Source organism: Armatimonadota bacterium (assembly GCA_016125185.1).
Classification (GTDB): Bacteria; Armatimonadota; Fimbriimonadia; order Fimbriimonadales; family Fimbriimonadaceae; genus Fimbriimonas.
Genome location: WGMG01000006.1, coordinates 830,714 through 852,291, shown reverse-complemented (window position 1 = coordinate 852,291; position 21,578 = coordinate 830,714). Strand labels below are relative to the sequence as shown.

At 56.8% G+C, this 21,578-nt stretch carries 21 protein-coding genes and 1 tRNA gene; 7 read left to right on the top strand and 15 right to left on the bottom strand.

Annotated elements, in window-relative coordinates; all coding sequences use genetic code 11:
- Positions 1 to 107: 107 nt before the first annotated feature.
- The gene (gene carB, locus GC165_11875) at positions 108 to 1,778 is read right to left on the bottom strand and encodes a carbamoyl-phosphate synthase large subunit (GenBank protein ID MBI1333562.1); all 1,671 of its coding nucleotides are present in this window, start codon (positions 1,776 to 1,778) and stop codon (positions 108 to 110) included.
- 360 nt (positions 1,779 to 2,138) lie between these two features.
- On the opposite strand from carB, the gene GC165_11870 reads away from it, so the two are divergent.
- Positions 2,139 to 2,786 carry a PEP-CTERM sorting domain-containing protein gene (locus GC165_11870; GenBank protein ID MBI1333561.1) on the top strand — a complete coding sequence of 216 codons (648 nt, stop codon included), beginning with the start codon at positions 2,139 to 2,141 and terminating at the stop codon, positions 2,784 to 2,786.
- 204 nt (positions 2,787 to 2,990) lie between these two features.
- Positions 2,991 to 3,266, top strand: coding sequence for a hypothetical protein (locus GC165_11865; GenBank protein ID MBI1333560.1), 276 nt, complete (start codon positions 2,991 to 2,993; stop codon positions 3,264 to 3,266).
- A gap of 428 nt (positions 3,267 to 3,694) precedes the next feature.
- Here GC165_11865 and GC165_11860 read toward each other — a convergent pair whose 3' ends face one another.
- Entirely contained in the window at positions 3,695 to 6,211 is a 2,517-nt protein-coding gene (locus tag GC165_11860; GenBank protein MBI1333559.1) for a hypothetical protein, read from the bottom strand.
- Between the two features lie 79 nt (positions 6,212 to 6,290).
- On the opposite strand from GC165_11860, the gene GC165_11855 reads away from it, so the two are divergent.
- A complete protein-coding gene (locus GC165_11855) occupies positions 6,291 to 6,713 on the top strand; it encodes a hypothetical protein (GenBank protein MBI1333558.1) in 423 nt (140 codons plus the stop codon).
- A 1-nt stretch (position 6,714) separates the two neighbouring features.
- Here GC165_11855 and GC165_11850 read toward each other — a convergent pair whose 3' ends face one another.
- The 3 genes from GC165_11850 to GC165_11840 all read right to left on the bottom strand — a co-directional run bounded on the left by GC165_11850 (position 6,715) and on the right by GC165_11840 (position 9,353).
- On the bottom strand, positions 6,715 to 7,764 hold the full coding sequence (locus tag GC165_11850; GenBank protein MBI1333557.1) for a P-loop NTPase: 1,050 nt from the start codon (positions 7,762 to 7,764) through the stop codon (positions 6,715 to 6,717).
- A 68-nt stretch (positions 7,765 to 7,832) separates the two neighbouring features.
- Complete coding sequence (locus tag GC165_11845; protein MBI1333556.1) at positions 7,833 to 8,432, bottom strand: DUF1648 domain-containing protein; 600 nt, start codon at positions 8,430 to 8,432, stop codon at positions 7,833 to 7,835.
- 60 nt (positions 8,433 to 8,492) lie between these two features.
- Positions 8,493 to 9,353, bottom strand: coding sequence for a helix-turn-helix domain-containing protein (locus tag GC165_11840; protein MBI1333555.1), 861 nt, complete (start codon positions 9,351 to 9,353; stop codon positions 8,493 to 8,495).
- 78 nt (positions 9,354 to 9,431) lie between these two features.
- Between GC165_11840 and GC165_11835 the strand changes: the two genes are divergently transcribed.
- Both GC165_11835 and GC165_11830 read left to right on the top strand, forming a co-directional pair.
- Positions 9,432 to 10,466 (top strand): aspartate-semialdehyde dehydrogenase, encoded by a 1,035-nt coding sequence (locus tag GC165_11835; protein MBI1333554.1) that lies wholly within the window; start codon positions 9,432 to 9,434, stop codon positions 10,464 to 10,466.
- Between the two features lie 5 nt (positions 10,467 to 10,471).
- The gene (locus GC165_11830) at positions 10,472 to 11,602 is read left to right on the top strand and encodes an RsmB/NOP family class I SAM-dependent RNA methyltransferase (protein MBI1333553.1); all 1,131 of its coding nucleotides are present in this window, start codon (positions 10,472 to 10,474) and stop codon (positions 11,600 to 11,602) included.
- A gap of 119 nt (positions 11,603 to 11,721) precedes the next feature.
- On the opposite strand, the gene GC165_11825 is transcribed toward GC165_11830, so the two are convergent.
- The 9 genes from GC165_11825 to GC165_11785 form a co-directional block, all read right to left on the bottom strand.
- Complete coding sequence (locus tag GC165_11825) at positions 11,722 to 12,165, bottom strand: hypothetical protein (protein ID MBI1333552.1); 444 nt, start codon at positions 12,163 to 12,165, stop codon at positions 11,722 to 11,724.
- Between the two features lie 53 nt (positions 12,166 to 12,218).
- Complete coding sequence (gene argB, locus GC165_11820) at positions 12,219 to 13,124, bottom strand: acetylglutamate kinase (GenBank protein MBI1333551.1); 906 nt, start codon at positions 13,122 to 13,124, stop codon at positions 12,219 to 12,221.
- A gap of 7 nt (positions 13,125 to 13,131) precedes the next feature.
- Positions 13,132 to 14,124, bottom strand: coding sequence for an N-acetylornithine carbamoyltransferase (locus GC165_11815; GenBank protein ID MBI1333550.1), 993 nt, complete (start codon positions 14,122 to 14,124; stop codon positions 13,132 to 13,134).
- Positions 14,121 to 15,266: an aminotransferase class III-fold pyridoxal phosphate-dependent enzyme gene (locus tag GC165_11810; protein MBI1333549.1), complete on the bottom strand. Its 1,146-nt coding sequence runs from the start codon at positions 15,264 to 15,266 to the stop codon at positions 14,121 to 14,123. Before GC165_11810 ends, GC165_11815 begins: the two co-directional genes overlap by 4 nt.
- A complete protein-coding gene (gene argC / locus GC165_11805) occupies positions 15,251 to 16,288 on the bottom strand; it encodes an N-acetyl-gamma-glutamyl-phosphate reductase (GenBank protein MBI1333548.1) in 1,038 nt (345 codons plus the stop codon). Before argC ends, GC165_11810 begins: the two co-directional genes overlap by 16 nt.
- Entirely contained in the window at positions 16,285 to 17,334 is a 1,050-nt protein-coding gene (locus GC165_11800) for a hypothetical protein (GenBank protein MBI1333547.1), read from the bottom strand. The genes argC and GC165_11800 overlap by 4 nt, the downstream gene beginning before the upstream one ends.
- The gene (locus tag GC165_11795) at positions 17,331 to 17,765 is read right to left on the bottom strand and encodes a hypothetical protein (protein MBI1333546.1); all 435 of its coding nucleotides are present in this window, start codon (positions 17,763 to 17,765) and stop codon (positions 17,331 to 17,333) included. The genes GC165_11800 and GC165_11795 overlap by 4 nt, the downstream gene beginning before the upstream one ends.
- A gap of 71 nt (positions 17,766 to 17,836) precedes the next feature.
- On the bottom strand, positions 17,837 to 18,781 hold the full coding sequence (locus tag GC165_11790) for a hypothetical protein (GenBank protein ID MBI1333545.1): 945 nt from the start codon (positions 18,779 to 18,781) through the stop codon (positions 17,837 to 17,839).
- A gap of 162 nt (positions 18,782 to 18,943) precedes the next feature.
- Positions 18,944 to 19,249, bottom strand: a complete 306-nt coding sequence (locus tag GC165_11785) for a hypothetical protein (GenBank protein MBI1333544.1) — start codon at positions 19,247 to 19,249, stop codon at positions 18,944 to 18,946.
- Between the two features lie 147 nt (positions 19,250 to 19,396).
- Between GC165_11785 and GC165_11780 the strand changes: the two genes are divergently transcribed.
- Positions 19,397 to 19,472, top strand: a tRNA-Arg gene (locus tag GC165_11780).
- Between the two features lie 9 nt (positions 19,473 to 19,481).
- Here GC165_11780 and GC165_11775 read toward each other — a convergent pair.
- Entirely contained in the window at positions 19,482 to 20,150 is a 669-nt protein-coding gene (locus GC165_11775; GenBank protein ID MBI1333543.1) for a redoxin domain-containing protein, read from the bottom strand.
- A gap of 70 nt (positions 20,151 to 20,220) precedes the next feature.
- On the opposite strand from GC165_11775, the gene GC165_11770 reads away from it, so the two are divergent.
- Positions 20,221 to 21,432 (top strand): hypothetical protein, encoded by a 1,212-nt coding sequence (locus GC165_11770; protein ID MBI1333542.1) that lies wholly within the window; start codon positions 20,221 to 20,223, stop codon positions 21,430 to 21,432.
- Positions 21,433 to 21,578: the final 146 nt, after the last annotated feature.

Genomic DNA, 21,578 nt, shown 5'->3' with positions numbered 1-21,578 from the left:
GCCTACCAACCACGCTACTTCCCGGGGGGAGTCGCTAAGCGGGCCCTAGGCGAAGCGGTGGGGAGGAGGCTTCATCGCACAAGAAAAGAACAAGCGCTTCCGAAAACCTACGCCAACTGGAAGTACTCGTCTAGCCGCTTGCACTCGCTCTGCGACGGATCCGAATAAATCTCCAAAGCCCGAACCAACGCGCTCGCCGTGTCGATCGCCGTCACACAAGGGACACCCGTCTCGATACACGCACGCCGAATCCGCGCCGCTTCGCTCTCGCTCGTTTCCGTCAGGCTGGCCGTATTGATCATCATACTTAACCCGCCTTCCATGATCAGGTCTAGCAAGTTCGGCGAACCCGCTTGAATCTTGTTCACCTTCTCGCAAGCAATGCCCTGCGCCTGCAGGTGTGCCGCCGTTCCCGGCGTCGCCACCAGCTTCAGTCCGTTCGCATTCAGCCGCCGACCGATGTCCACCGCCTGCTCCTTGTCCTGGTCGCGAACCGTGATGCACACCGCGCCATCTCCCTTAAAACCAATTCCCGCCGCCAAAAACGCCTTATATAAAGCCGCCTCGTAGGTCGAATCGACCCCCATAATTTCGCCCGTCGACTTCATCTCCGGCCCAAGCGAAGGCTCGACCAACCGCAGTTTGAGGAACGAGAACACCGGAGCCTTCACCGCATAAACCTGCGACTTCCCTACCGGCGCATCCTGGTTCGAAACGTCCAAAATCCGCCCTTTATAGATCGGCGCGTACTTCGTGCCTTTCGGACCCGAGTACTCTGTCCCGGCCGTCGTCTCCAAAGTCCAAAGCCCGGTCTCGTAGCCTAGCTCAGCGAGCTTCTCACCCATCATGCACCGCGTCGCCAGATCGACCATCGGAATGCCCGTCACCTTGCTCAAGAACGGTACCGTGCGACTCGCCCGCGGGTTCACCTCAAGGATGTACGCCACCCCATCCACAATCACAAACTGAATATTGACCAGCCCCTTAGCCTTCAAAGCCCGGCCAATCTCGATGCCCATTCGGCACATCGATGTAATTTCGTCGCTCGTCAGCGCTACCGGAGGATAGATCGCCATCGAGTCGCCGCTATGCACGCCGGCCCGCTCGATATGCTCCATGATCCCAGGTATCAAAACGTTTTCGCCGTCCGAAATCAGGTCGACTTCCGCTTCCTTGCCCAGCAGATATTTGTCGACCAGCACCGGCTGCCCGGGGTTGGCGGATTCTGCCTCTCCGTAGAACGCCCGCAGATGCTCTTCGTTGAAAACGATCTCCATCGCCCGGCCTCCGAGAACGAAACTTGGGCGAACGAGAACCGGATAACCGACCTCTTCGGCAACCTTCACCGCGTCCTCCAGAGAGCGAACGGCTCTTCCCTTCGGCCGCTGAAACCCCAGCTTCTCCAACAAAGCGTCGAATTGCTCGCGGTCCTCGGCCTCGGCGATCGCCTCGGGTGTCGTGCCCAGAACCTGAATCCCTCGCTCCTGTAGCCCCATCGCCAGGTTGATCGCCGTTTGGCCACCGAACTGGCACACCACGCCCATGGGCTCTTCGTGGCTGATGACGTCCATGACGTCCTCCAAGGTCACCGGCTCGAAGTACAGTCCGTTGGACGTATCGAAGTCGGTCGAAACGGTTTCGGGGTTGTTATTGACGAGAATGGCTCGATAGCCCATGTCTCGCAAAGACCAAACACAATGAACGCAGGAATAGTCGAATTCGATGCCTTGGCCGATGCGAATCGGTCCCGAGCCGAGAACGAGAACCGTTTCACTCATTAAAAAGCCAGTTTACCCGCCCGGCGCCGGGACCGAGGGCCTAGGAGCCTGAAATCCGGCTAAGTACCAAAGTCGAGAATGCCCATCCGTTTCGCCTACCTACTTCGCTTACTTTCAGGTACTTATTCAACGCAAAGATATCACCTTTGGCATGATATTTTTCGTGAGAACGATTTCCTAAACAAACGGGTCTCCCGAACTCCAAAACGGGGTCGAAACTAGTGCGGCTAGTAATTTTGCTAATTCGATTCTTATACTCTTCTACTTTTCGCAAAGACATGCTATACCTATCATTGCGGCAGGAAGGGCAAACTCTTTGCCGCCGGTACACGTTACCGTTTGTTTCTTGGTCCTCACCGAATGGGGATGGACTTGGAGGGTACTAATATGAAAAATACTGTAAGTAGAGCGCTCATCGCTCTTCTCGTCGTGGGCGGCGCCGTTTCGGCAAATGCAGACGTGCTTCTTGACACGTATGCGGGCGATGCACCTGGTTTCCAAGCTAATGGTTGGATCGTTGCGACCTGGCAATTCATGTCCCGACCGTTCTCGGTCACCGGTTCCTACACGTTGGACAGCATTGAGCTCCCGCTCGGCAACTTCAACGACAATACGGGCGTCTACGATGTTAGCATCTGCGCCGACAACGCTGGCGTTCCTGGCACCGTTCTCGAATCGTTTGCGGTCAACGTGACGACCGCCAATGGCGTCGTGAACAGCTACCTGCTCAACTCGTCCCTGAATCCGTTGCTGACGACCGGCACGTACTACGTCACGGCTACCACGACGGATGCGAACCTGAATGGTGGTTGGGGCTGGAACAACGCCAACAACACTGGCGACCAGCAGTTCAGCACCGACGGTGGCGCTAGCTGGAACAACTTCAACAGCACCGACGTGGCTGTTCGAGTCATGGGTACATCGACGACCGTTCCTGAGCCGGCTTCCATGGCCGTCCTCGGCCTCGGCGCTCTGGCACTTGTTCGACGACGACGCACTGCCAAGTAAGCTAACCAAAGCCAATTCACTTGGAATGAGGCCGTCATGCTCTTGCATGACGGCCTCATTCCATTTGTGCCTAATCTCCGTAAGCAATACTTCGAAGATGCAGATAGGCAAAGAGCCCTTCCCCTTTTTCTTGAAAAGGGGGAAGGGTTGGGATGGGGGTCCAAGGAAACCAGTCACGTAGAGCGACTTTGCTAAACTCAGACGGTGGATCGTCAAAAGGTTGTCATCATCGGCCCCGACGACCTCCAAACCCGTTTGGTCAACCTTTGGTTCGAGATTCGAGGCATCAAACCCAAAGCGCTACCCGACGCACCGACGTTCCTCGCCGAGCTATCGAAAGAAACTCCTGACCAAGTCCTTGTTTGGGATCCAATTCTTGGCGACACCCTCGCCGACTCATGTCGGCACTTACCGATCGAGTTTTACGTGCTTACGTTGAGCCGCGAACCCTTCCGCCTTCCCCCACTCCCGCCCTGGTAAATCCTTGCCAAAAAACCGACAGGTCCCGGTCTTAGGGACGACCCAGGCGAAGCCCTGAGCCCTTCCCCTTTTTCCCGAAAAGGGGGAAGGGTTGGGATGGGGGTCCAATCGAAGCAGATTCAAAAAGAGCCAGAGTAAGCTCGTCCGCCGGGACTACCAGATCGAAGCGAGGACAAGCCTCAAACCACCCGAATCTCAATCTCCTTCAGCCGACCTGCATCCACCACCGTATCCAAAACCAAAACCCCGTCCTCGACCTTACTATCCGCATCCGTTACCACGAACTTCGTCTCCCAAGATTTCACTCCGGCTACCAAACCGAGATACCTCTTTGGATAGAGAGGTCGGTGAGCCAACACCAATAACCAATTTTCACAACGCTGTGTTGGCGAACCGGGTGAGTCGAGCAAGGGAAGCGAGGACAAGCCTCAAACCACCCGAATCTCGATCTCCTTCAGCCGACCCGCATCCACCACCGTATCCAAAACCAAAACCCCGTCCTCGACCTTACTATCCGCATCCGTTACCACGAACTTCGTCCCCCACAGCCCGTCCACCAGCACGCGCGTCTTCCGCTTCATCGTCTCCGTCGGGTTGTCCAGCGTCACCTTTGCCCATCGCAGGTTCACATCAAACTCAATCACGTCGATCTTCGCACCTTCGACCTCGACCGAAAGGTTCAGGTGCCGCACCATGATTCGCCGACCCACGCCGTCCCACGGCTCCAAGCGGATGATCGTCATCCCATCGCGCGGATAAGACTCGAAATGCACGCCAAGCGGCACAAAACCTCGGTCGAAACTCGACAGCAAGTAGCCCGTCGAGTACCGAAGGTAGTCCGCCAGCGCAAAGCCAGCGTCGCCCGTAAAGTTGACGATGCCCCTTTGCGACGATCCCAAATCCGGGCAAAAGCCCATCGTCAACGCTCCATCCTCCCGGACCAAACTCCAGGGAGCCAGCATTCCGCCAGTCGCCAACCGCAAACCTGCTTCGTCCAGCCGCGTATAGTCGCGCTTCAGCCACGTCGTCATCGCCATCGACGAACTCACGCTCGTGTACGAGGGGAACACTTCGGCGTAGTCCGGCAGGTACGGATGCGCCTCGTAATCCACGCTCGGCCGCGGCTCTGCCCCAAACGACCACCAGTTAGGCGATGACGATTTGTGGGCCAGACACAACTGCTCGACCGAGCCGGTCGCGCTCATGGAATTCGTCAGCTCCGCCATCACGCTCACCTCGCTCAGAGTCGTCAGCGAGAAATACCGTCCGTTCCAGAACGGGAGCCGCGTCTTCTCCAAGAAGCCTTCGCGCAAATCCGCCCATTCGTCGAACCGAAACAATTCGTTCGCCCCATAAAGCGTCTGCGCCACGTACCCTTCCCGGTCGGCAAACTTCAGCATCCCAACCAAAAGCTCACGCGCCAACTCCAGATAGTCGTTCGCCACCCGCGACAGCCTAGCCCCCGTCGCCAAGTCCGCGCACGACACATAGAACTTCGCCGCCAACACATAAAGCTGGGCCCGGCTCCCATCCATCGCGATCGAATCCTTCCAGGGTGGGCAGATCGCCCCAAAAGTCCCCTGCCCCGGCTTGTGGAACCGTTGAAGCAGAAACTTCTCGATGTAGTCATCCAGGACCTTCACCTGGTCGGGGTCGAAGTAAATTCGATTCTTCTCTGCCAAAAACGTTGCGTCCGCCAAGCTGGAAATGATCGCCCAACTGTTGTCGAACTCGGCAACTGCCTTCGTCTCTTCGGATAAATCCGCCGGCACGATCGCGTGCTCAAACGGTCCGTCCTTCATCACCTGGTTGCGACAAATCCACGACGCCCGCGACTCAATCAAGTCCTTGATCGGTTTGACGACGTAGATATGCGCCCACGCCTCCCGCCCGTCCATGTCCTTCACCACAATCCGGTTCTGGCCGGTGTTTGGGCTCCGCACCAGCACTGTGCCACCAAACTCGTCGCTTTCAGAATCCAGCTCCGCCGCTTCGTCGTCGGAGAGAAATTCAGCCGGACGCGTGCCCGAAACCTCGACCGCCAACGTGACGTCGGTCGGCACGACCGCACCCGGAATCGGACGAAATGTCGGCACACCGTACTCCGCCAAGGCCAGCGGCACATCGTAGCCATGCCGCGCCAGAACCGGCGCAAAGCAGATTTGAAACGTCTTCTCTTCCTTCGGCTCCATCACGAGCGATGTATGGTCGAAGAACCACTCCCCCCAGTCCTCCCGCTCGATCGTTGCCTGCGAGTGTACGTACAAGATCGGAATCCCCGACCAACCCGGCGACAACCGCATCGAAAGCGGCGCCGAATGGAAAAACTCAAACGACGTGTCCTTCCCCGGAAAAACCAGAAGCCCGGGCGGATCGCCACACACCTTCTTCGCCACCAAATAGCTTCCTGCCCCGCCGATATGCTTCTGCACGATCAGCCGCTCGGTCAACAGCGAGTTCATCCCCTCATCCGAGATCGGAAAGCCCTCCAGCGACGTATTCAGCGCCAGAGGAAACCCAAGTTCGCCAATTTCGACGCTCTGCCGACTCTTATTCCGAATCGTGATCTCCCAAATGACCACTCCCGGCCGCTCGGTGTCCTCATAGAACTTCCCTTTCACCGTCAGGTCGCTGAGGAGCGAAAAGTCGTAGTCGATATCGACCTGCGTCTCGCTCACCTGGGGATCGCCGCCGGTATTGCGGCTCACGATCCATGGATCCTCGATATCCGTCCGGGTCCCAAGCAGAATCGTCCCTGGAACGTATTCGTCCGAAGTTTCGTCTCCAATAACGATTGGACCGGAAATGAATTGTTGATCGCCGCCGTAGGCTCCGCCGGATTCGGCAACCCATAAACTGGAAATCTTGCCCGCCGCGCCAAAGCTGAAATTCATTGCGGACGTACTCAGTTCGGCAGGTTCCATTCCGAAATCAAAGTCATCCATCAGCTAACATTATCTTTGAAACGGGAAACGAAACGCACGGGTGTTTGAGAGACTTGCAATTATCGGGTTCGGCGATTTCATGTCCGCGACGTACGTAGCGGCCTCCATCGCCAACTTTTACGGAGAGCGCCAAATCGAAATTCACGCCTGGGACGAAAACCCAGAGCGGTGCGATGCCATGTGCCGCGTCCTGCGCATCTTCCTCCGCGTCAACCGCATCCCCCACATCATTTACAATCGTGAATCCAAGGCTGCTGCCCTCCAATCCGCCCAGGGTCTGGTGGTTTGTAGCGAAGAGCCGCTCGATCCCGTCATGGCCCGCCAGATGCCCGTCTTCGATGTGCCTGCCAACCGTTGGTGGGACCCCTCCAGCGACCAACCGCAAACTCTCGACGGCCAAAAATTCCAGGTTCTTCGCTGGATCAACAAGGAGGAATACCCCTCGGTCTTCCTCCACCAAAACCGCAACAGCCCCCTCGTCCAGTGGCTGAACCAGCTCTGACTTAGCCGTTGATCGTCCGAATCGATGCCTGGCGCGCCACCGAGCCCGCCAAATCTTTAAACGCCGTCGCCTGAACCGTGTCCGGGTACGCCACCACCGCCGGAGTTCCTGCATCGCCCGACTCCGACACGATCGGATCGAACGGAATCGAACCCAGATAAGGCACCGCCAAATGCTGGGCAAGCTCCTCGCCTGTCATCCCCGAAAACATCTTTCGCGTCTCGCCCGTCGCCGCGTCCACGTACGGCCCCATGTTCTCAATCACGCCAAGAATCGGCGAGTTCAGCCGCTTAAACAGTTGCACCGCCTTGCCGGCAATGTTCGCCGCCACGTTGTGCGGCGTCGAAACGATCACCACGCCCGTCAATGGCACCAATTGAGCCAGCGACATCGGGGCATCGCCGGTTCCAGGCGGCAAATCGACCAAAAGGTAGTCGAGTTCGCCCCACTCCACATCGGCCAAAAGCTGTCGCACCGTGCCCGCCACCATCGGCCCGCGCCACAGCACCGCACTGTCTTCGTCCAGCAGGTACCCCAGCGACATCGTCTGCACCCCGTACTTCAGGACGGGCAGAATCTTTTGCGCCTCCGTAAACGGCTTGTCGTTCTGCGCGCCCAACATCAACGGAATCGATGGCCCATACACGTCGGCGTCGAGAATTCCCACCTTCGCCCCCGTCGCCGCCAGCGCCAACGCCAAGTTCACCGTCACGGTGGATTTTCCGACTCCACCCTTACCGCTCGCGATCGCAATTACATGCTTGACGCCCGTGATCAGGTCCTCCGGCTTCTGGTTTCGCTGACGAACCGTCGCCGTCATCTCGATTTCAACCGTCTCGACGCCCTCAAGGGCGAGAACGGCCTCTTCCGCCTGCGATTTGAGAAGGTCCTTGACCGGGCACGCCGGCGTCGTCAGGTCGATTTTGAACGCGACGCGAGGAAGCTGAAGGACGATGTCTTTGACAAACCCAAGGGTGACGATGTCACGATGGAGGTCGGGGTCCATGACGCTCTTGAGGGCTTCAAGGACGTCACTTTCGCGGATGGGCATTGATGCCTATAGGGTACCTGCCCGCCCCAATGTGAATATGCCCTCGCCCTTGCCCTCGCCCCGAAAAACTAACCCGTCTTCGAAATCCGATACGAATCCAACATCGGATACAAAATCAACCCCACGAACACCGCAATCGGCAATATCGTCGGCGCATGCAACAACGCCAACACCAACGCCACCGCCCCGCCGACAATCCACAATCGGCTCGCCCGATCGTGCGTCTTGCGCCACACCAGCGGATTGTTCATCGTCCATGGCACCCGAATCCCCACAAACGGATTCGGCTCCACATCCTTGATCGCAAACCCCATCACGACCATCAAACACGCCAATCCGCCCGGAATCATCCCCGGGATCCGATCCGGCTGAGCCGACAACATGAAGTTGTGGATGACCAAGAAAAACGTCATCATCGCCGCCGAAATGATGTTCAGCGCCTTCACTGTGTTCTGGCGCAACCGGCTCCCGCTAACCGCGCCGATCAGCATGAACACAAAGCTCAACACCAGCGACATGATCGGGATGAACAAAAGCCCTTCCCATCGGCTGCCGTACCGGTCTACCTGACCCGCCAAGTTCCAATGCATCGGAACCCGATCAGGAATGGAACCCGCCCGCAAAAGGCTCATTAGCCCGGCAATCAGCGAGCCAACGAAAAGAATCAAGCCCGAACGATTTTTCACTGTTTTCTAGAAGTACCGACAAGCCCGAAAAAAGGTTGCGGATTACGGTTTCGAAACGTGGTTGAAACCCCGCAGATCGCTCGGAATAATCCCCAGCACATTCTTAAACGCCTCACGCAGAGCCTGAGGAGCCCCGAACCCCGTCTTATTGGCAATCGTGTCCACCGACAGCTTTGTCGTGATCAAAAGCTCGACCGCATACGCCGTCCGGCACCGCTCCACAAACGACTGGAACTTCATCCCCGTCGCCTGCTTGAACATCCGCGAGAAATGATGGTCCGAATACCCGACGATGTTCGCCGCCTCCGGCACCGGCCAGTACCGCGCCGGTTCCTTCCGAACCATATCGATCAGCGGCTTCATCGAATCTGGATACCCCTGGTCGATCGCCGACAGGTTCAACTCATCCCTCCCCGAAATCATCACTCCGATGGTCGTGTACAACAATCCCACCATCATCAACTCAAAGTGCCGATGCGGGTCGTCCACCAACCCCTGCAGGATCGAAACCGTATGCCGGTGGTGCGGCAGAACGCTCTGCACCATCACAAATCGCTTCGACTTCTCAAGGCTCGCCGCCAACCGAGGCAAGGAAGACGCCTTCCACAAAACGATCGTCGATTCGTGAACCCCCTTCGTGATCCGCATCCGCAGGTTTCGCGCCCGGGTCAGCATCACCGTCCCCGCCGGAACGATCATCGGGTTCTGGTGCTCGTCCGCCTTAAAAATCGTCGTGCCCTGCCGTTTGATCAGCAGGCCCCACGTCTCCGACCCAAAGTCCGAAGTACCGTCAACGCTCTCAGGAACGACCTGATCGAAATTAAGAACCTTGAAGCAGCCCGATGGGCCCGGATAATTTACTTCCCGGAAAAGTTGCGTCGTGGTTCCCAAGGGGAAATCCACCACAAAATCTTTCTTTGTCCAAGCACCACGAGTCACTTTATATAGTCGAAGAGGTCAATGATTGACTCAGGTTTTACCATGATTTGCGGTACAACACTAGGAGTGTCTCAATCCTATAGTGTCGCAATAGTTGGTGCGACCGGAGCCGTTGGCGGAGAATTCCTCAGGCTCTTCGAACAAAGAAACTTCCCCATTCGATCTCTCAAGCTCCTTGCTAGCGAGCGATCGGTCGGTAAACATCTTTCGTTCAAGGGAGAATCCATCGCGATCGAAGAGGCCAAACCCGGTGCTTTTGCGGGCATCGACGTCGCATTTTTTTCTGCGGGTGCAACCCGATCTAAGGCTTTGGTCCCCGACGCCATCGCCGCCGGCTCGTTGGTGGTCGATAACTCCAGCGCATTCCGCATGGACCCCGCCGTGCCGCTCATCGTGCCCGAGGTCAACCCGTCGACCTACTCGCCCGACAATCGCCTTTTCGCTGTCGGCAACTGCACCGCAATCCTGCTCTGCACCGCCATCAACCCGATCCTCAAGCTCGGCAAGCTCCAGCGATTGATCGTCAGCACCTACCAAAGCGCAAGCGGCGGCGGCGCCGGTATGATGCGCCAACTCGAAGGTGAGACGAAGGCCGTAGTGCTTGGCGAAGAACTCCCGCCGACCACGCTGAGCCAAACCTACGCGTTCAACCTCTTCAGCCACAACACCGCCGTCGGCGAAACCGGCTACAACGAAGAAGAAATGAAAGTCGTCGAGGAAACCAAGAAAATCCTCGGAATGCCCGATCTCAAGATCAATGTCACCTGCGTTCGCGTTCCCATTCTTCGCGCTCACACCGAGACCGTGACGATGGAATTCGATGGTCCCGCGCCGTCTATCGAGGACGCCCGGGAAGCTCTGTCGAAAGCTCCCGGCGTTCGCCTCATCGATGATCGCGAGAAAAACCACTTCCCGACCCCGCTAGAAGCCAGCGGCCAAGACGACGTGCTCGTCGGCCGCCTTCGCCACGACCTTAGCAATCCGAACGCCCTCTGCCTCATGCTGTCGGGCGACCAACTGCTGAAAGGTGCGGCCCTCAACGCGGTTCAAGTCGCCGAACTCGTGCTAGGACTCTAATTCTCATGGCCAAGCCCGCCAAGGACGCTTCCCGACTGTTGCTCAAAGCCGCCCACGACTTATTCGAGTCGGAGGACGAGCGGGAAGAGTTCTTGGAGGCCATGCTCGCTGGCGATTCCAAAGAGATGGCGATGATCATCCTCCAGGATCGCCCCGAGATAAAGTCCTTCCCCCGCGACCGCCACCTCAAATGGCAACCGCCCTTCGTCGAGCGCATCAGCGACCCCGAATTCAAAGCCGCGAAGCACCCGTTGTACGCCAAAGGCGCCTACTATTCGCTCGATTTCTCGTCCGTCTTCTCCGCGTCGGCAATGCTCGCCGTCGCTGCCCCGCCCAAGCGAGTTCTCGACATGTGCTCGTCGCCCGGCGGCAAAGCCGTCTTCGCCTATCGAGCCTTCCACCCCGAGGTCCTGCTCTGCAATGAGATCATCCGCAAGCGCGTCTCAACCCTCATCGGCAACCTCGACCGGTGCAAGTGCGAAGGAAGCCTCGTCTGGTCCGCCGACCCTTCTGTTTTCGCCCGACGCTACAAAGAATGCTTCGATCTCGTCATCTGCGACGCCCCCTGCTCGGGACAATCGCTGATCGCCAAAGGCGACGAAGCCCTCGGTGCCTTCGCGCCGAACATGATCGACATGAACGTCGGTCGCCAACGACGCATCATTGGCAACTGCTATCACTGCCTCCGCCCCGGCGGCTCCATCCTCTACGCCACCTGCACGTTCAGCCCCAAGGAGAACGAAAAGGTCATCGAGTGGTTCCTCAAAACCCACCCGGATATGGAAGCTGTCGAAGTCCCGCACTTGGCCGAATTCCGCTCTCGCTTCTCCGACTTCCCCGCCTACCGCCTCTACCCACACCAGGGACTTGGCGCAGGCGCCTTCGCCTGCCTGGTCCGCCGCAAAGGCGAAACGCCAGAACATTACGAACCGCTAGGCGACATGCCCGCCATGTGGCGCTATGGTGATGAGGTCATCAAACCGCGACCGCGAGAAGAAATCGAAGCCGAGAAGAAAGCCGCCAAAGAAGCCGCTCGACCACCTCAGCCAACATCGATCCGCGACATCGTGAAAAAGATGAACGCCGACCGACCCCGTAAACCTCAGGTCAAAAAGCCCCGCAAACGCCGGAAATAAGGTTCCACGCAAACCCCACTTCCCTCTCCCAATTCTTTGATTTGCCCTCACGGGTGGATATCAGACCTCCTGGGAAGGTGGGCATCTTGCCCACCAAACTTTTCGCCCAGAACCACTCCTCAAGGCTCACGAACTAATTCGAATTCAAACGATCCCACGTATTTGGTCGAGAAAACATGCCCGGATCGAAGGAGCGATTCAAAGTAAAGTCTCATAACATCCAAAACTGACTTGCTAAACTGCTCAGCGTTGTCAGTCCCGTCGGCAACAACGATGATCTTCTGATACCGAGGTTCAGGTAATTGAACGCCCTTTACAAAGCTAACACCAGTTCCTAGCGCCATGACAAGGTACCGAAAGCTAGAGCAGTCGAGCACATCTACATGAGGCTCCTTAGCGATGCCATAAATGTCGTCTCCCAAAACAACAACTGCCTGCTGAAACCGATCCCGGTTAAGCAAAAGAGCGTCGTAAAACTCGCCCGGCTGAACTACGAAGAGTTCAGAGCCGTCACCCTTGTGCACGCAGTCATGAAGAAAGGGCACCTTCTTTTTGGTGGCCATATGGCCATGCTACCAATGTCGAGGGACCAACCGCTTGCCTCGTCAAGGGTGCCCTAACCCATGATCATCGTGCCCGAACCTTCGTTCGTAAAAATTTCCTGCAAAATCGCGTCCTGCTTCGTCCCGCTGATGATGTGCACCTGATCAACACCACCTTCCAACGCCGCCACCGCGTTCTTCAGCTTCGGAATCATCCCGCCCGAAACCGACGGATCGCTCATCATCGCCTCTGCTTCCTTCGCCGTCAACACACTGATCAGCGAACCCGGGTCCTTCAGGTCGCTCATGACCCCGTCCACCGCCGTCAACTGAATCAGCTTCGAAGCGCCCATCGCTTTCGCAAGCTCGGTCGCCAGCGTGTCCGCGTTGATGTTCAAAATCGTCCCGTCGTCCTCCGCCACCAGCGAAGCCACGATCGGCACCGCCTCCAGACTCAATAGCGTCTCTAAAGCCGCCGAATTGATCCCGTCCACGTCTGCCACAAAACCAAAGTCGACTTCCCGCTCCTCGCCCACTCGATCGTCGTGAATCTTCACCGGCGGACGCCGGTGTGCCTGCACCAGGTTGAAATCCACCCCGCTGATGCCCAGCGCCGGAATCCCGAGCGAGTTCATCGAAGCCACCAAGTCCGAGTTCAGCACCCCAGCAAAGCTCATCTTCGCCACCTCGATCATCTCTTCCGACGTCACCCGCCGACCCGAAACGAACGCGCTTCGGTAGCCCAGACGCTCGCCAAGCTCGGTCGCGTGCTTGCCCCCACCGTGCACGATCAAAACCTTGATCCCGAACATGCTGAGGAGCGCGATCTGCTCCATGATCTGCTTGAGCGTGGCTTTGTTCTCGCAAAGCTCGCCGCCCAGCTTGAACACGAACCGCTTCCCGCGAAACGTCTTGATGTACGGAAACGCGCTTCGAATACTGGAGAAGTCGACAACGGATGAGATTTGAGGGGATGTCATAAGGGTTCTAAGGGGCAAAAATCGTGTCTAGCAAGGCTACCTGAGCCCAAAGCCGGTTCTCGGCTTCGTCATAGATCGCACTACGCGGGTTGTCCAGCGCGCTGTCCGCGACCTCCAAATTTCGTCGCACCGGTAGACAGTGCAGAAGCGTATCTGCCCCCGCGATCTTGTCGCCGGTCATCAACCAGTCGCTGTGCTCACCCAGCATGTGCGCCAGCTTGTCTGGGTTGCCATAAGCCGAAGATGGAGCCCAGTTCTTGGCATAAACCACCTTCGCTCCCACCAACGCATCCTCTTGCGAATGATTGATCGACAGTGAGCCACCCAACTGGTTCGCGACGTTGCGCGAGTAGTCCACAAACTTCGGCGCAAGATCAAAGCCCTGCGGATGCGCAATCGTAATATCGAGCCCCAGATGCGCCGCTGCCAGAATCGCCGAATGCGGAACCGCCATCGGCAGAGCCTTCACGTGGGGAGCCCAGCTCAAAACGAACTTCACTCGGTCCTCGCCGTGTCGCTCGCGAATCGTCATCATGTCCGCCAACGCCTGCGCCGGGTGCTCGGTCGCCGATTCCATGCTCACCACCGGAATATCTGCGTACTTCGCAAAGCTCTTCAAAACCCGCTCGCTCAGGTCGTCCGTCAGGTCCTTCAGTTCGCCGAAACTGCGGATCGCCAGGCCGTCCACATACCGGCTCAAGACCTTGGCCGCGTCCTTCACGTGCTCGACGGTCGCGCCGTTCATCACCGCGCCCTCACCAAATTCGAGATTCCACACGTCCCCGCTGGCCGAAAGCGAGATCGCCTCGCCTCCAAACTGCTTCATCGCGAGTTCAAACGATACGCGCGTACGCAGGGACGGGTTGAAAAACATCATGCCCAATGTTTTTCCAAGGATGTTTTTGGGCACCTTCGCGCCCTTCTTAATCGCCAAGCCGTCTTCCACTATTTGCCGGACTAGCTCGGGAGAATGATCGAGAAATGAAACAAAGTTTTTCATAGCAAACAAGCGCCAAGGGCGACTCGGAAGGCGGCGATGTGCTCGTCTTCCAAAACGATCGGAGGCAAGAGCCTCAGCACATACGGATCTTTGCTGGTTCCAGTAATGATCCGATGCTCCAATAGTTTGTCGCGGAGTTGTTTGGCGGGTAAGACCGTCTTGAGACCAATCAGGCACCCCTGCCCACGCACCTCCTCGACCCCGTTTACTTGAATCAGGCTCTCAAATTCAGAGCCAAGTTGGCGGACTCGCTCCACCATGCGGCCATCTTTCAGCATTTCGGCTGTGGCCTTTACCGCCGCCATTGCGACCGGCCCTCCACCATAAGTGGAGCCCAGGTCACCCATTTTGACGCGGCTGACGAGGCTGTCGTGCACGGCAAGCAATCCGACCGGATACCCGCTGGCAATGCCCTTTGCGCTCGTCATCATGTCCGGCTCGACGCCGGAGAAACCCGATACAAAATTCTGTCCCGTGCGGCCAAACCCGGTCTGCACCTCGTCGAAGATCAGCACAATGCCAAACCGCGAACAAAGCTCGCGCAGTTTGCAAAGGTATTCGTGCGTGAACTGCGTCATGCCAGCCATGCTCTGGATCGGCTCCAGAATCACCGCCGCAAACTCCTCGCTCAAAAGCTCAAGGCCCGCCTCGTCGTTCGGCTCCAAGAACGTCACGCGCCCCCCTGTCCACTCGCCTAACTCGTCGTTGGTCTTCGGGTTGTCCGAAACCGAGGTGCACAAAAGCGACCGGCCGTGGAACGACCCGCTATAGGCCGCCAACTTAGCGCGCCCCGTCAACCGGATTGCCAGCTTCAGCGCATTCTCGTTCGCCTCGGCTCCCGAGTTGCAGAAGAAGAAGTTGCCAAGCGTCGGATGAACGATCTCCGCCAAGGCGTCCGCCGCCTGGTCGCGAATCGACGTGTCCGCCGCATTCGAGTAGAAGAACAGCTTGTTGGCTTGCGCCGTGATCGCCTCGACGATCGCTTTCGGGTTGTGCCCCATCAACGAAACCGCATGCCCGCCGTACAAGTCGAGATACCGGTTGCCTTGGTCGTCGTAAACATAGGCGCCTTCGCCCCGCTCGATCGGAAACGGCAACGGATCAAAGGTCTTGATCAAGTGGCGGCTCATACCGGTCTCCATCCTCCAAACCACAGGCCGGTCGTCTCCGGCAGTCCAAACATCAGGTTCATATTGTGGATTGCTTGCCCCGCCATTCCCTTCACCAGGTTGTCGATGGCGGTGTGAATCACCACCTGGTTCCCTTTCACCTTGATCGAAATATCGCAGAAGTTGGACCCTACCACGTTTTCGATCTCTGCTGCCTTCGCCCCACGCAGTCGGATGAATGGTTTGCCGACATAGTACTCGGCAAACAGGTACTCAATGTTCTCCTGTGTGCTCGGAGCATTCAGTTCGACAAAAGTCGTGGCTAAGATTCCCCGGCTGATCGGCAAGCTATGCGCGACGAACGGCAAGTTATCGACCTTTACGTGGTGATCCTGAAGCACCTGAACCACTTCCGGCACGTGCTGATGCTCCAACGCCTTATAAGCAAGGAAATTCGCGTGGCGGACCGGGTGATGCGTCGAAGCCTTCGGATCCTTACCCGAACCCGACGATCCCGTCGCCAAATGCTGGTGAACCGACTTCAGGTCGCGGTTCTCGAACGGTAACAGAGCCAGAGCCGAAGCCGTCGCCAAGCATCCGGGATTGGCGACCACTCGTGCCCCAACAACGGCTTCCGAATTCACCTCCGCAAGACCATAAACCGCCTCCCGACGAATCGCTTCAAGGTCTGGCGAATGCCCGTAGTGCTCGCGATGCTGGTCCAGATCGCGAAGCCGCAGATCGCCGCTAAGGTCGATGACCTTCGCCTCGGGGAACTTAGCCAAAACCTCTTCGACCGCCTTCCCGCTCTCGCCGTGCGGCAGGGCCGAAAAAACGCATTGGTTCGCCTGATCGCCAAATCCGGCGTCCTCCAAGCTGGCCACAAACGCCGCGTCGTAAATGCTCGTCAGATGCGGATGAACCGAATCGTAGCCCGATCCGGCGCTAGATCGCGACGTCGCCGCCACCACCTTTGCTACTGGGTGGTTGGCCAAAAGACGCAGAAGCTCACCCGCGCCAAATCCCGTTCCGCCCAGAATGCCGACGCTGATCATAGGCCCACCTTCTTCTTCAGAAACTCCGCGAGCTTCTTGCCGCTCGAAACCGCGTTGATCCCCGGCACGCCTAGCTTCTCGCTAATAAAGCCCGCCCCCGCGTCGTGGTCCGTCACCGGGCCCGACACCACGTCGGCTTTGATCTTAAACTGCTCTTCCAAAAAGATTTGTCCGCCCCACGCCCCCACCGGGTCGTTGGCGCACAAAACGATCGCCTTCGTTCGCGCTTGAATCGCCTTATCGCTAAGAATGTCCTGCACGCCGTAAGTGCCCATAATGCCGTCGCCAAGCTCAGCCACGATCACCTGCGCGTCCGTCTCCAACAGGCTCTGCAAAACCTTTCGCGCCCCGACGTTCGAGTTCTCCGAATTCGTCGTCACGATGCCCGCATCGTTGAACGACGCCGTATATTCCGCGCCGTGGTCGAACATGTTGAGCGTATCGCGCAAAAGCGAAACGCCACTGAGCTTACAGCCCGCCACCCGGAGCCCGGCAGTGTGAAAGTGTCGGATGATCTCCGACGCCGCAAACGTCTTGCCCGAGTTCATGCAGGTACCCGCGATGATCACGATCGGCGTGCTCTTCGAATCCTCCAACGTCCCCGCCGGTGCAATAGAGTTCATACCGATGTGCGCGGGGATGCCCTTGCGTTGAGCCAGTTCGGGGAAAACGAGCACAGAACCCAGAATCTCGACCTCGAATGGAGCGCCAATCTGCGGGTTAGCCGACGTGCATTTGCCGATAACGCCGCCTAAATTAAGGATGTTCAGCCGGTCGCCGACCTTGATCGCGTCTGGAACCACGCCCGAATAGCCGTGGAGCGCATTTCGGTGTCCCAGTACACCCACGACAATGTCGCCGTCATGAAGCGCCATCATCCGGCCGTCGGTGCCTTCCAGCGTGTTGTAGCTGGTTTTCTGACCAATGACCCGTCCACATACGAGATAGCCTTCCTTGGCGATCACGTCTTCGGAAACGCGAATTTCCTTTCTCAGCGGAACGTTTTTGGACGATGATCCAATCTTATCGACGACGACTCTCTTCAAAGTTTTTCGAGGAACTCCTTGATCCTAGCGTGAACCATCGCATCGGCCGTCGCGACGAAGATCGTATTGTCTCCCGCCACCGTTCCGACCACGCCCTCGACTCCCTCCCGGTCCATCGTTTCCGAAACCACCGACGCCCAACCGCTCTGCGTCTTGATGACGAACAGATTGGCGCCCGCCGAACCGGTATCGGAAACATAGCGCGACAACGAGAAGCGATTGACAGCCGAAGGCACCACATAGCGGCCATCGATCTTCGAAACACTCAACTCCTTAAAGTCGCGGGAAATAGAGGACTGAGTCACCGAGAAGCCCAGGCCGGTCATCCGTTCGACGACCTCTTCCTGGCTAAGTATCTCGTTCTCCTCGAGGATTTGCCGCAGGCTCTGCTGGCGCAAACTCTTCGAGTTTCTCGGTGGCGTAGGGCTCACCGAAACATTATTGCATACTCATGCACGAAATTGCATATTTATGCAAAAGCTGTGCCAAAACGTGCCAAATCTTAATTTAGTGAGACTTCATCGCCAAACGAAGACGCCACCACACGATGCGCAACAATATCAAATCGCTCCCGTTCCCGAACCGCTCGAAAGAACGCCCGGATCTCATCCTGCGTATACCGATCATCGTTCTTGATCGAATGGATGATCTTCTTATCCTTTGCGACGATCTCTTCCAGCGTAAACGGAATCCCTTTCAAATCGACCGCCATCGGCCCTTCGGGATGCCCCGCATTTCCCAAATCCATGTTGACGTACTTCACAAACATCGTCGTAAAGTAGTCCTCCGCCAACCCGCGCAAACCTCGCAAACCCTTGAAATGGTCGATGAACTTGGCCATCCTAAACGCGCACTCGTAGCTGTAGGCCGTCGCGCAGCCCAGCACCAACTCGCCGAAAACGTACCCGTTCTGCTCCGCCCGCCGAATGATCCGGTTCATACATGTGACGCCTCGGAAGAACGCCAGCCGCAACGGAAGCCGCTGAAGACGGCGAATCAAAAAGGCGCTCTCACCGCGGTGAATCCGATATCCCTCTGTATTGATCCAATACCGTCCCAGCATTCCAACGTTGGGATATCGCTCAAAAATCTCCTGCAGGCAAAGGTGAATGTTATGCCCCGTGATCAGCGCATCGCTGTCCACTCGAAGAATCGTATCGAACCAAAAGTTCTCACACGCGTACTTCAACAGACGCACCGTCTCGTACGCGTGCCGACCCGAGAGTCCCTTCCCTTGGTACCGAGGCTCAGTCTTGAAAATGTGCACTTTGGGATAGCGGACCTTCAGTGCTTCGCCGTGATTGGCCGCTCCTGAATCGTCCATCAGGATCACGACCACGTCGTCCGGCGAGTTATGATAAATGCTCTCGATCGTATCGCCGACGTAGTCAAGCCGGTCGGACGTGCCGACAGGAATATACGCAATCAGGGATATCCGCTTCTCCACGATTCTCCTAAGTTTAGTTTAGGTTTGAGTAACCATATACCTAAAATATGCTGGAATTATTAGTCAGACGAGCAAACCTGGGTCTTTGGATTCAAAAGCAAGAAAGCTCCCGATGCCTTGGCTAGGCCCGGGAGCTTCCTGACGGTCTAAAAACGTCGTCTCTTAGCGGATGTAGTGAATCTTAGGATCGCTCATATTGTCGAGCAACATGACCGCCGTAACCGGCATCGGTCGATCCTTTGCGACTTCGCGCGCTTCGTCGAAAGTGAGTTCGACGATCTTTAGGCCGTCCAGGTCGATAAACTGGCCGAACTTAGCCGCTCCGCTTTCCGTGCTAAAGCATGCCAAGCCATGAACGTTTTGGTGGCAATAGCATCCGTAGCGCTTGCTCGAAACATGATGGAGCACGTAAACGCTGTCCGGAAACTCGCTGTCAAGCCCCAAAATTGGATTCAGTAACGTTTGCATTTCCGTATTCCCCTTACAGAAACAGATATCGGAAAACCCGTAAGGTTCTTTAGTGATTTGGGAAAATCTCTGGTATTCCAGCGAGTTTCTAACGACACAGCCCTGTAGAAATCAGGGCCGCCGACTGGGTATATTTTCTTACCGCACCCGGACGTAGCTCAACGGATAGAGCATCAGTCTTCGGAACTGAGGGTTGGGGGTTCGAATCCCTTCGTCCGGGCCAAATCTTTTCTTACTGCTTGGTTTCCTGGTAGTTATCGAACGCACAGCCCGTTGTCTTGATCTTGGGGGCATACTGCGCGTCGAACGGTCGAGCGGGCTCGCCGATCAGCTTCGACATGTCCTCATTCATTTCCTTCAGGTAGTCCTGCGAATACCCGGCCCATCGCTTCACGATGAGGCCGTTCTGGTCGAGCAGAGAGATGTACGTCGCCGCCGGAGCCTCGTAGGCTTCCATTACATCGATCTTCGGGTCGGCCACCACCGGATACGGAACCTCAAGGTCCTTCGCCCACTGCTTAGCCGAGGCCATGTCGGCATCGGTCACCGAAATGAAGTCGATTTTGCCCGCAAACTGGTCGTACAGTTTGTGGAAAATCGGTTCGGCATCGTAGCTACATGGGCATCCCTTCTTCACGAAGTAGATGAACTGCGGCTTCGGCCCTTGGCCGCCGATGGCGACCGGCTTGCCCGAAGTATCGGGCAGTTGAAAGAACTTGCCGATCTTGCGATCCAGCTTCTTGACCTGCTCAGCCATTTCGGGGGTGACCGCATGCCGGGTCTGAATGAGGTTGACCCCTGGGACATACGTTCCCCTGACTGACGCCATGTAAACCATGGCGAGCCCACACAACGCCAACGCAGATGTGGAGCACAGGACGAGAATTCGAATCACTTTCACGTCTGCTTCAGTGTATCCCTTGTAGGAAGGTTCCCGCAGTCCTTAGAATAGACGACCGGAATTTATATTCATGAAATACGTTCAAGCCTTCCTCAATGCCAGGACTTTGCGATTTGCCGCCATCGGCTGCTTCGTAATTTTTCTCATTTTGTATGGGATCATGACTGCCCTTCAGCCTCAAGAAAAGAGCGAAGCGACGAAATTGGGAATTCTATTCGGCAAATTGTCCGCCGCCTCGAAACAGATCTCAGAAGCGGCAAACATCGCCAAGACTTTCCCCTCGACTCCCCTGCCCCGCTTGGCCGACGCCGACGCTATGATCACTGATGCAATCCCCAAGATCAAAACGCTGAACGAGAAAGCTCGAATCTTGGTCTTCCTCGACCCTCTCCACCAAGCCATCGTTGCGTATTCGAGTGCGCTCGAAAAAGGTGATGCGACTATGGCTCGCGGCATCTTGGTGGGTCAGGTTGTTCCAACTGACACGGGTCTGAAACAGGTACTCGACAAAGCAGAATCGTCGCTCGATGAAAACATCGACAGTCAGGCCCAAATCCGAAAAATGTTTCGGATTCTGTTCCTCGTCTTTGGATGTATCTGCATCCTCTTCATTCCCATCTTATTCAGAGACCTCTTTGGCATGGACAAAGAAGATTCCTTCCACAGCCTGCTTCAGCACTCACTGGCAATGCCGACTGCGATGGCGATAGCAGGACGCTTTCAAAAAGAGCTCAAGGGCAAAGAGGAGCTTGAGGAATTGAGCAAGGCAGTTGCCCGGATGACGGTGGCCTCGCTTCACCGGCCCCACACGCAGGAGTACATAACGGGCAATAAGCGCTCTCTGGTCGAACTCGACATTGACCTGGCAAGCGAACTGAAAGACGTAGTCGCCTTCGCAAGACTAATCGGCGATGGCGACTCGACCATCGCCAGCTTTCCCGGCTCCATGATCCAACTCAAAGGTTGGCCCGACGACTTAGGCTTGGCGCTCATCAACTGGATGTCGGAACTCAGCCGAAAACAAGATGTCACCACCTTCGATCTGAACTACGAAAAGATCGACCAAGACTGGGTCGTGACGCTCTCCTCCCGAGGCGTCGAATTGCGGCCCGAAATAGCTGACGCGTACAGCTCGGTTTTGGCCAAAAAAGCCGGAATCGACGCTAAGCACTACGACGAAATGGACTTTGTGCGCGCAGTTTTACGTCGGCACACCAAGAAGACCGTCGTCACGAGCGAGAATGGAAATTTGAACCTGGTGATGACCTTTACCCCGCAATAATGCCAGGTCTCCGATGTCGGTCAAATTTCCCACCGGGGGTAATTTATCGGTGTATCCCTATCTATATCCGGGACGCGTTGGACCATAATAACCCTTTGGAGGCCATCACCTTTGGGGTCTGTCTGGCGTAAATAAACTTGGCAGCA

Excerpts from the sequence above, each read along its gene's own strand:
- carB (MBI1333562.1), bottom strand. The coding sequence starts at position 1,778 with ATGAGTGAAACGGTTCTCGTTCTCGGCTCGGGACCGATTCGCATCGGC.
- GC165_11870 (MBI1333561.1), top strand. The coding sequence starts at position 2,139 with ATGGGGATGGACTTGGAGGGTACTAATATGAAAAATACTGTAAGTAGA.
- GC165_11860 (MBI1333559.1), bottom strand. The coding sequence starts at position 6,211 with ATGGATGACTTTGATTTCGGAATGGAACCTGCCGAACTGAGTACGTCC.
- GC165_11855 (MBI1333558.1), top strand. The coding sequence starts at position 6,291 with ATGTCCGCGACGTACGTAGCGGCCTCCATCGCCAACTTTTACGGAGAG.
- GC165_11850 (MBI1333557.1), bottom strand. The coding sequence starts at position 7,764 with ATGCCCATCCGCGAAAGTGACGTCCTTGAAGCCCTCAAGAGCGTCATG.
- GC165_11835 (MBI1333554.1), top strand. The coding sequence starts at position 9,432 with ATGATTTGCGGTACAACACTAGGAGTGTCTCAATCCTATAGTGTCGCA.
- GC165_11830 (MBI1333553.1), top strand. The coding sequence starts at position 10,472 with ATGGCCAAGCCCGCCAAGGACGCTTCCCGACTGTTGCTCAAAGCCGCC.
- GC165_11825 (MBI1333552.1), bottom strand. The coding sequence starts at position 12,165 with ATGGCCACCAAAAAGAAGGTGCCCTTTCTTCATGACTGCGTGCACAAG.
- argB (MBI1333551.1), bottom strand. The coding sequence starts at position 13,124 with ATGACATCCCCTCAAATCTCATCCGTTGTCGACTTCTCCAGTATTCGA.
- GC165_11815 (MBI1333550.1), bottom strand. The coding sequence starts at position 14,124 with ATGAAAAACTTTGTTTCATTTCTCGATCATTCTCCCGAGCTAGTCCGG.
- GC165_11810 (MBI1333549.1), bottom strand. The coding sequence starts at position 15,266 with ATGGAGACCGGTATGAGCCGCCACTTGATCAAGACCTTTGATCCGTTG.
- argC (MBI1333548.1), bottom strand. The coding sequence starts at position 16,288 with ATGATCAGCGTCGGCATTCTGGGCGGAACGGGATTTGGCGCGGGTGAG.
- GC165_11785 (MBI1333544.1), bottom strand. The coding sequence starts at position 19,249 with ATGCAAACGTTACTGAATCCAATTTTGGGGCTTGACAGCGAGTTTCCG.
- GC165_11770 (MBI1333542.1), top strand. The coding sequence starts at position 20,221 with ATGAAATACGTTCAAGCCTTCCTCAATGCCAGGACTTTGCGATTTGCC.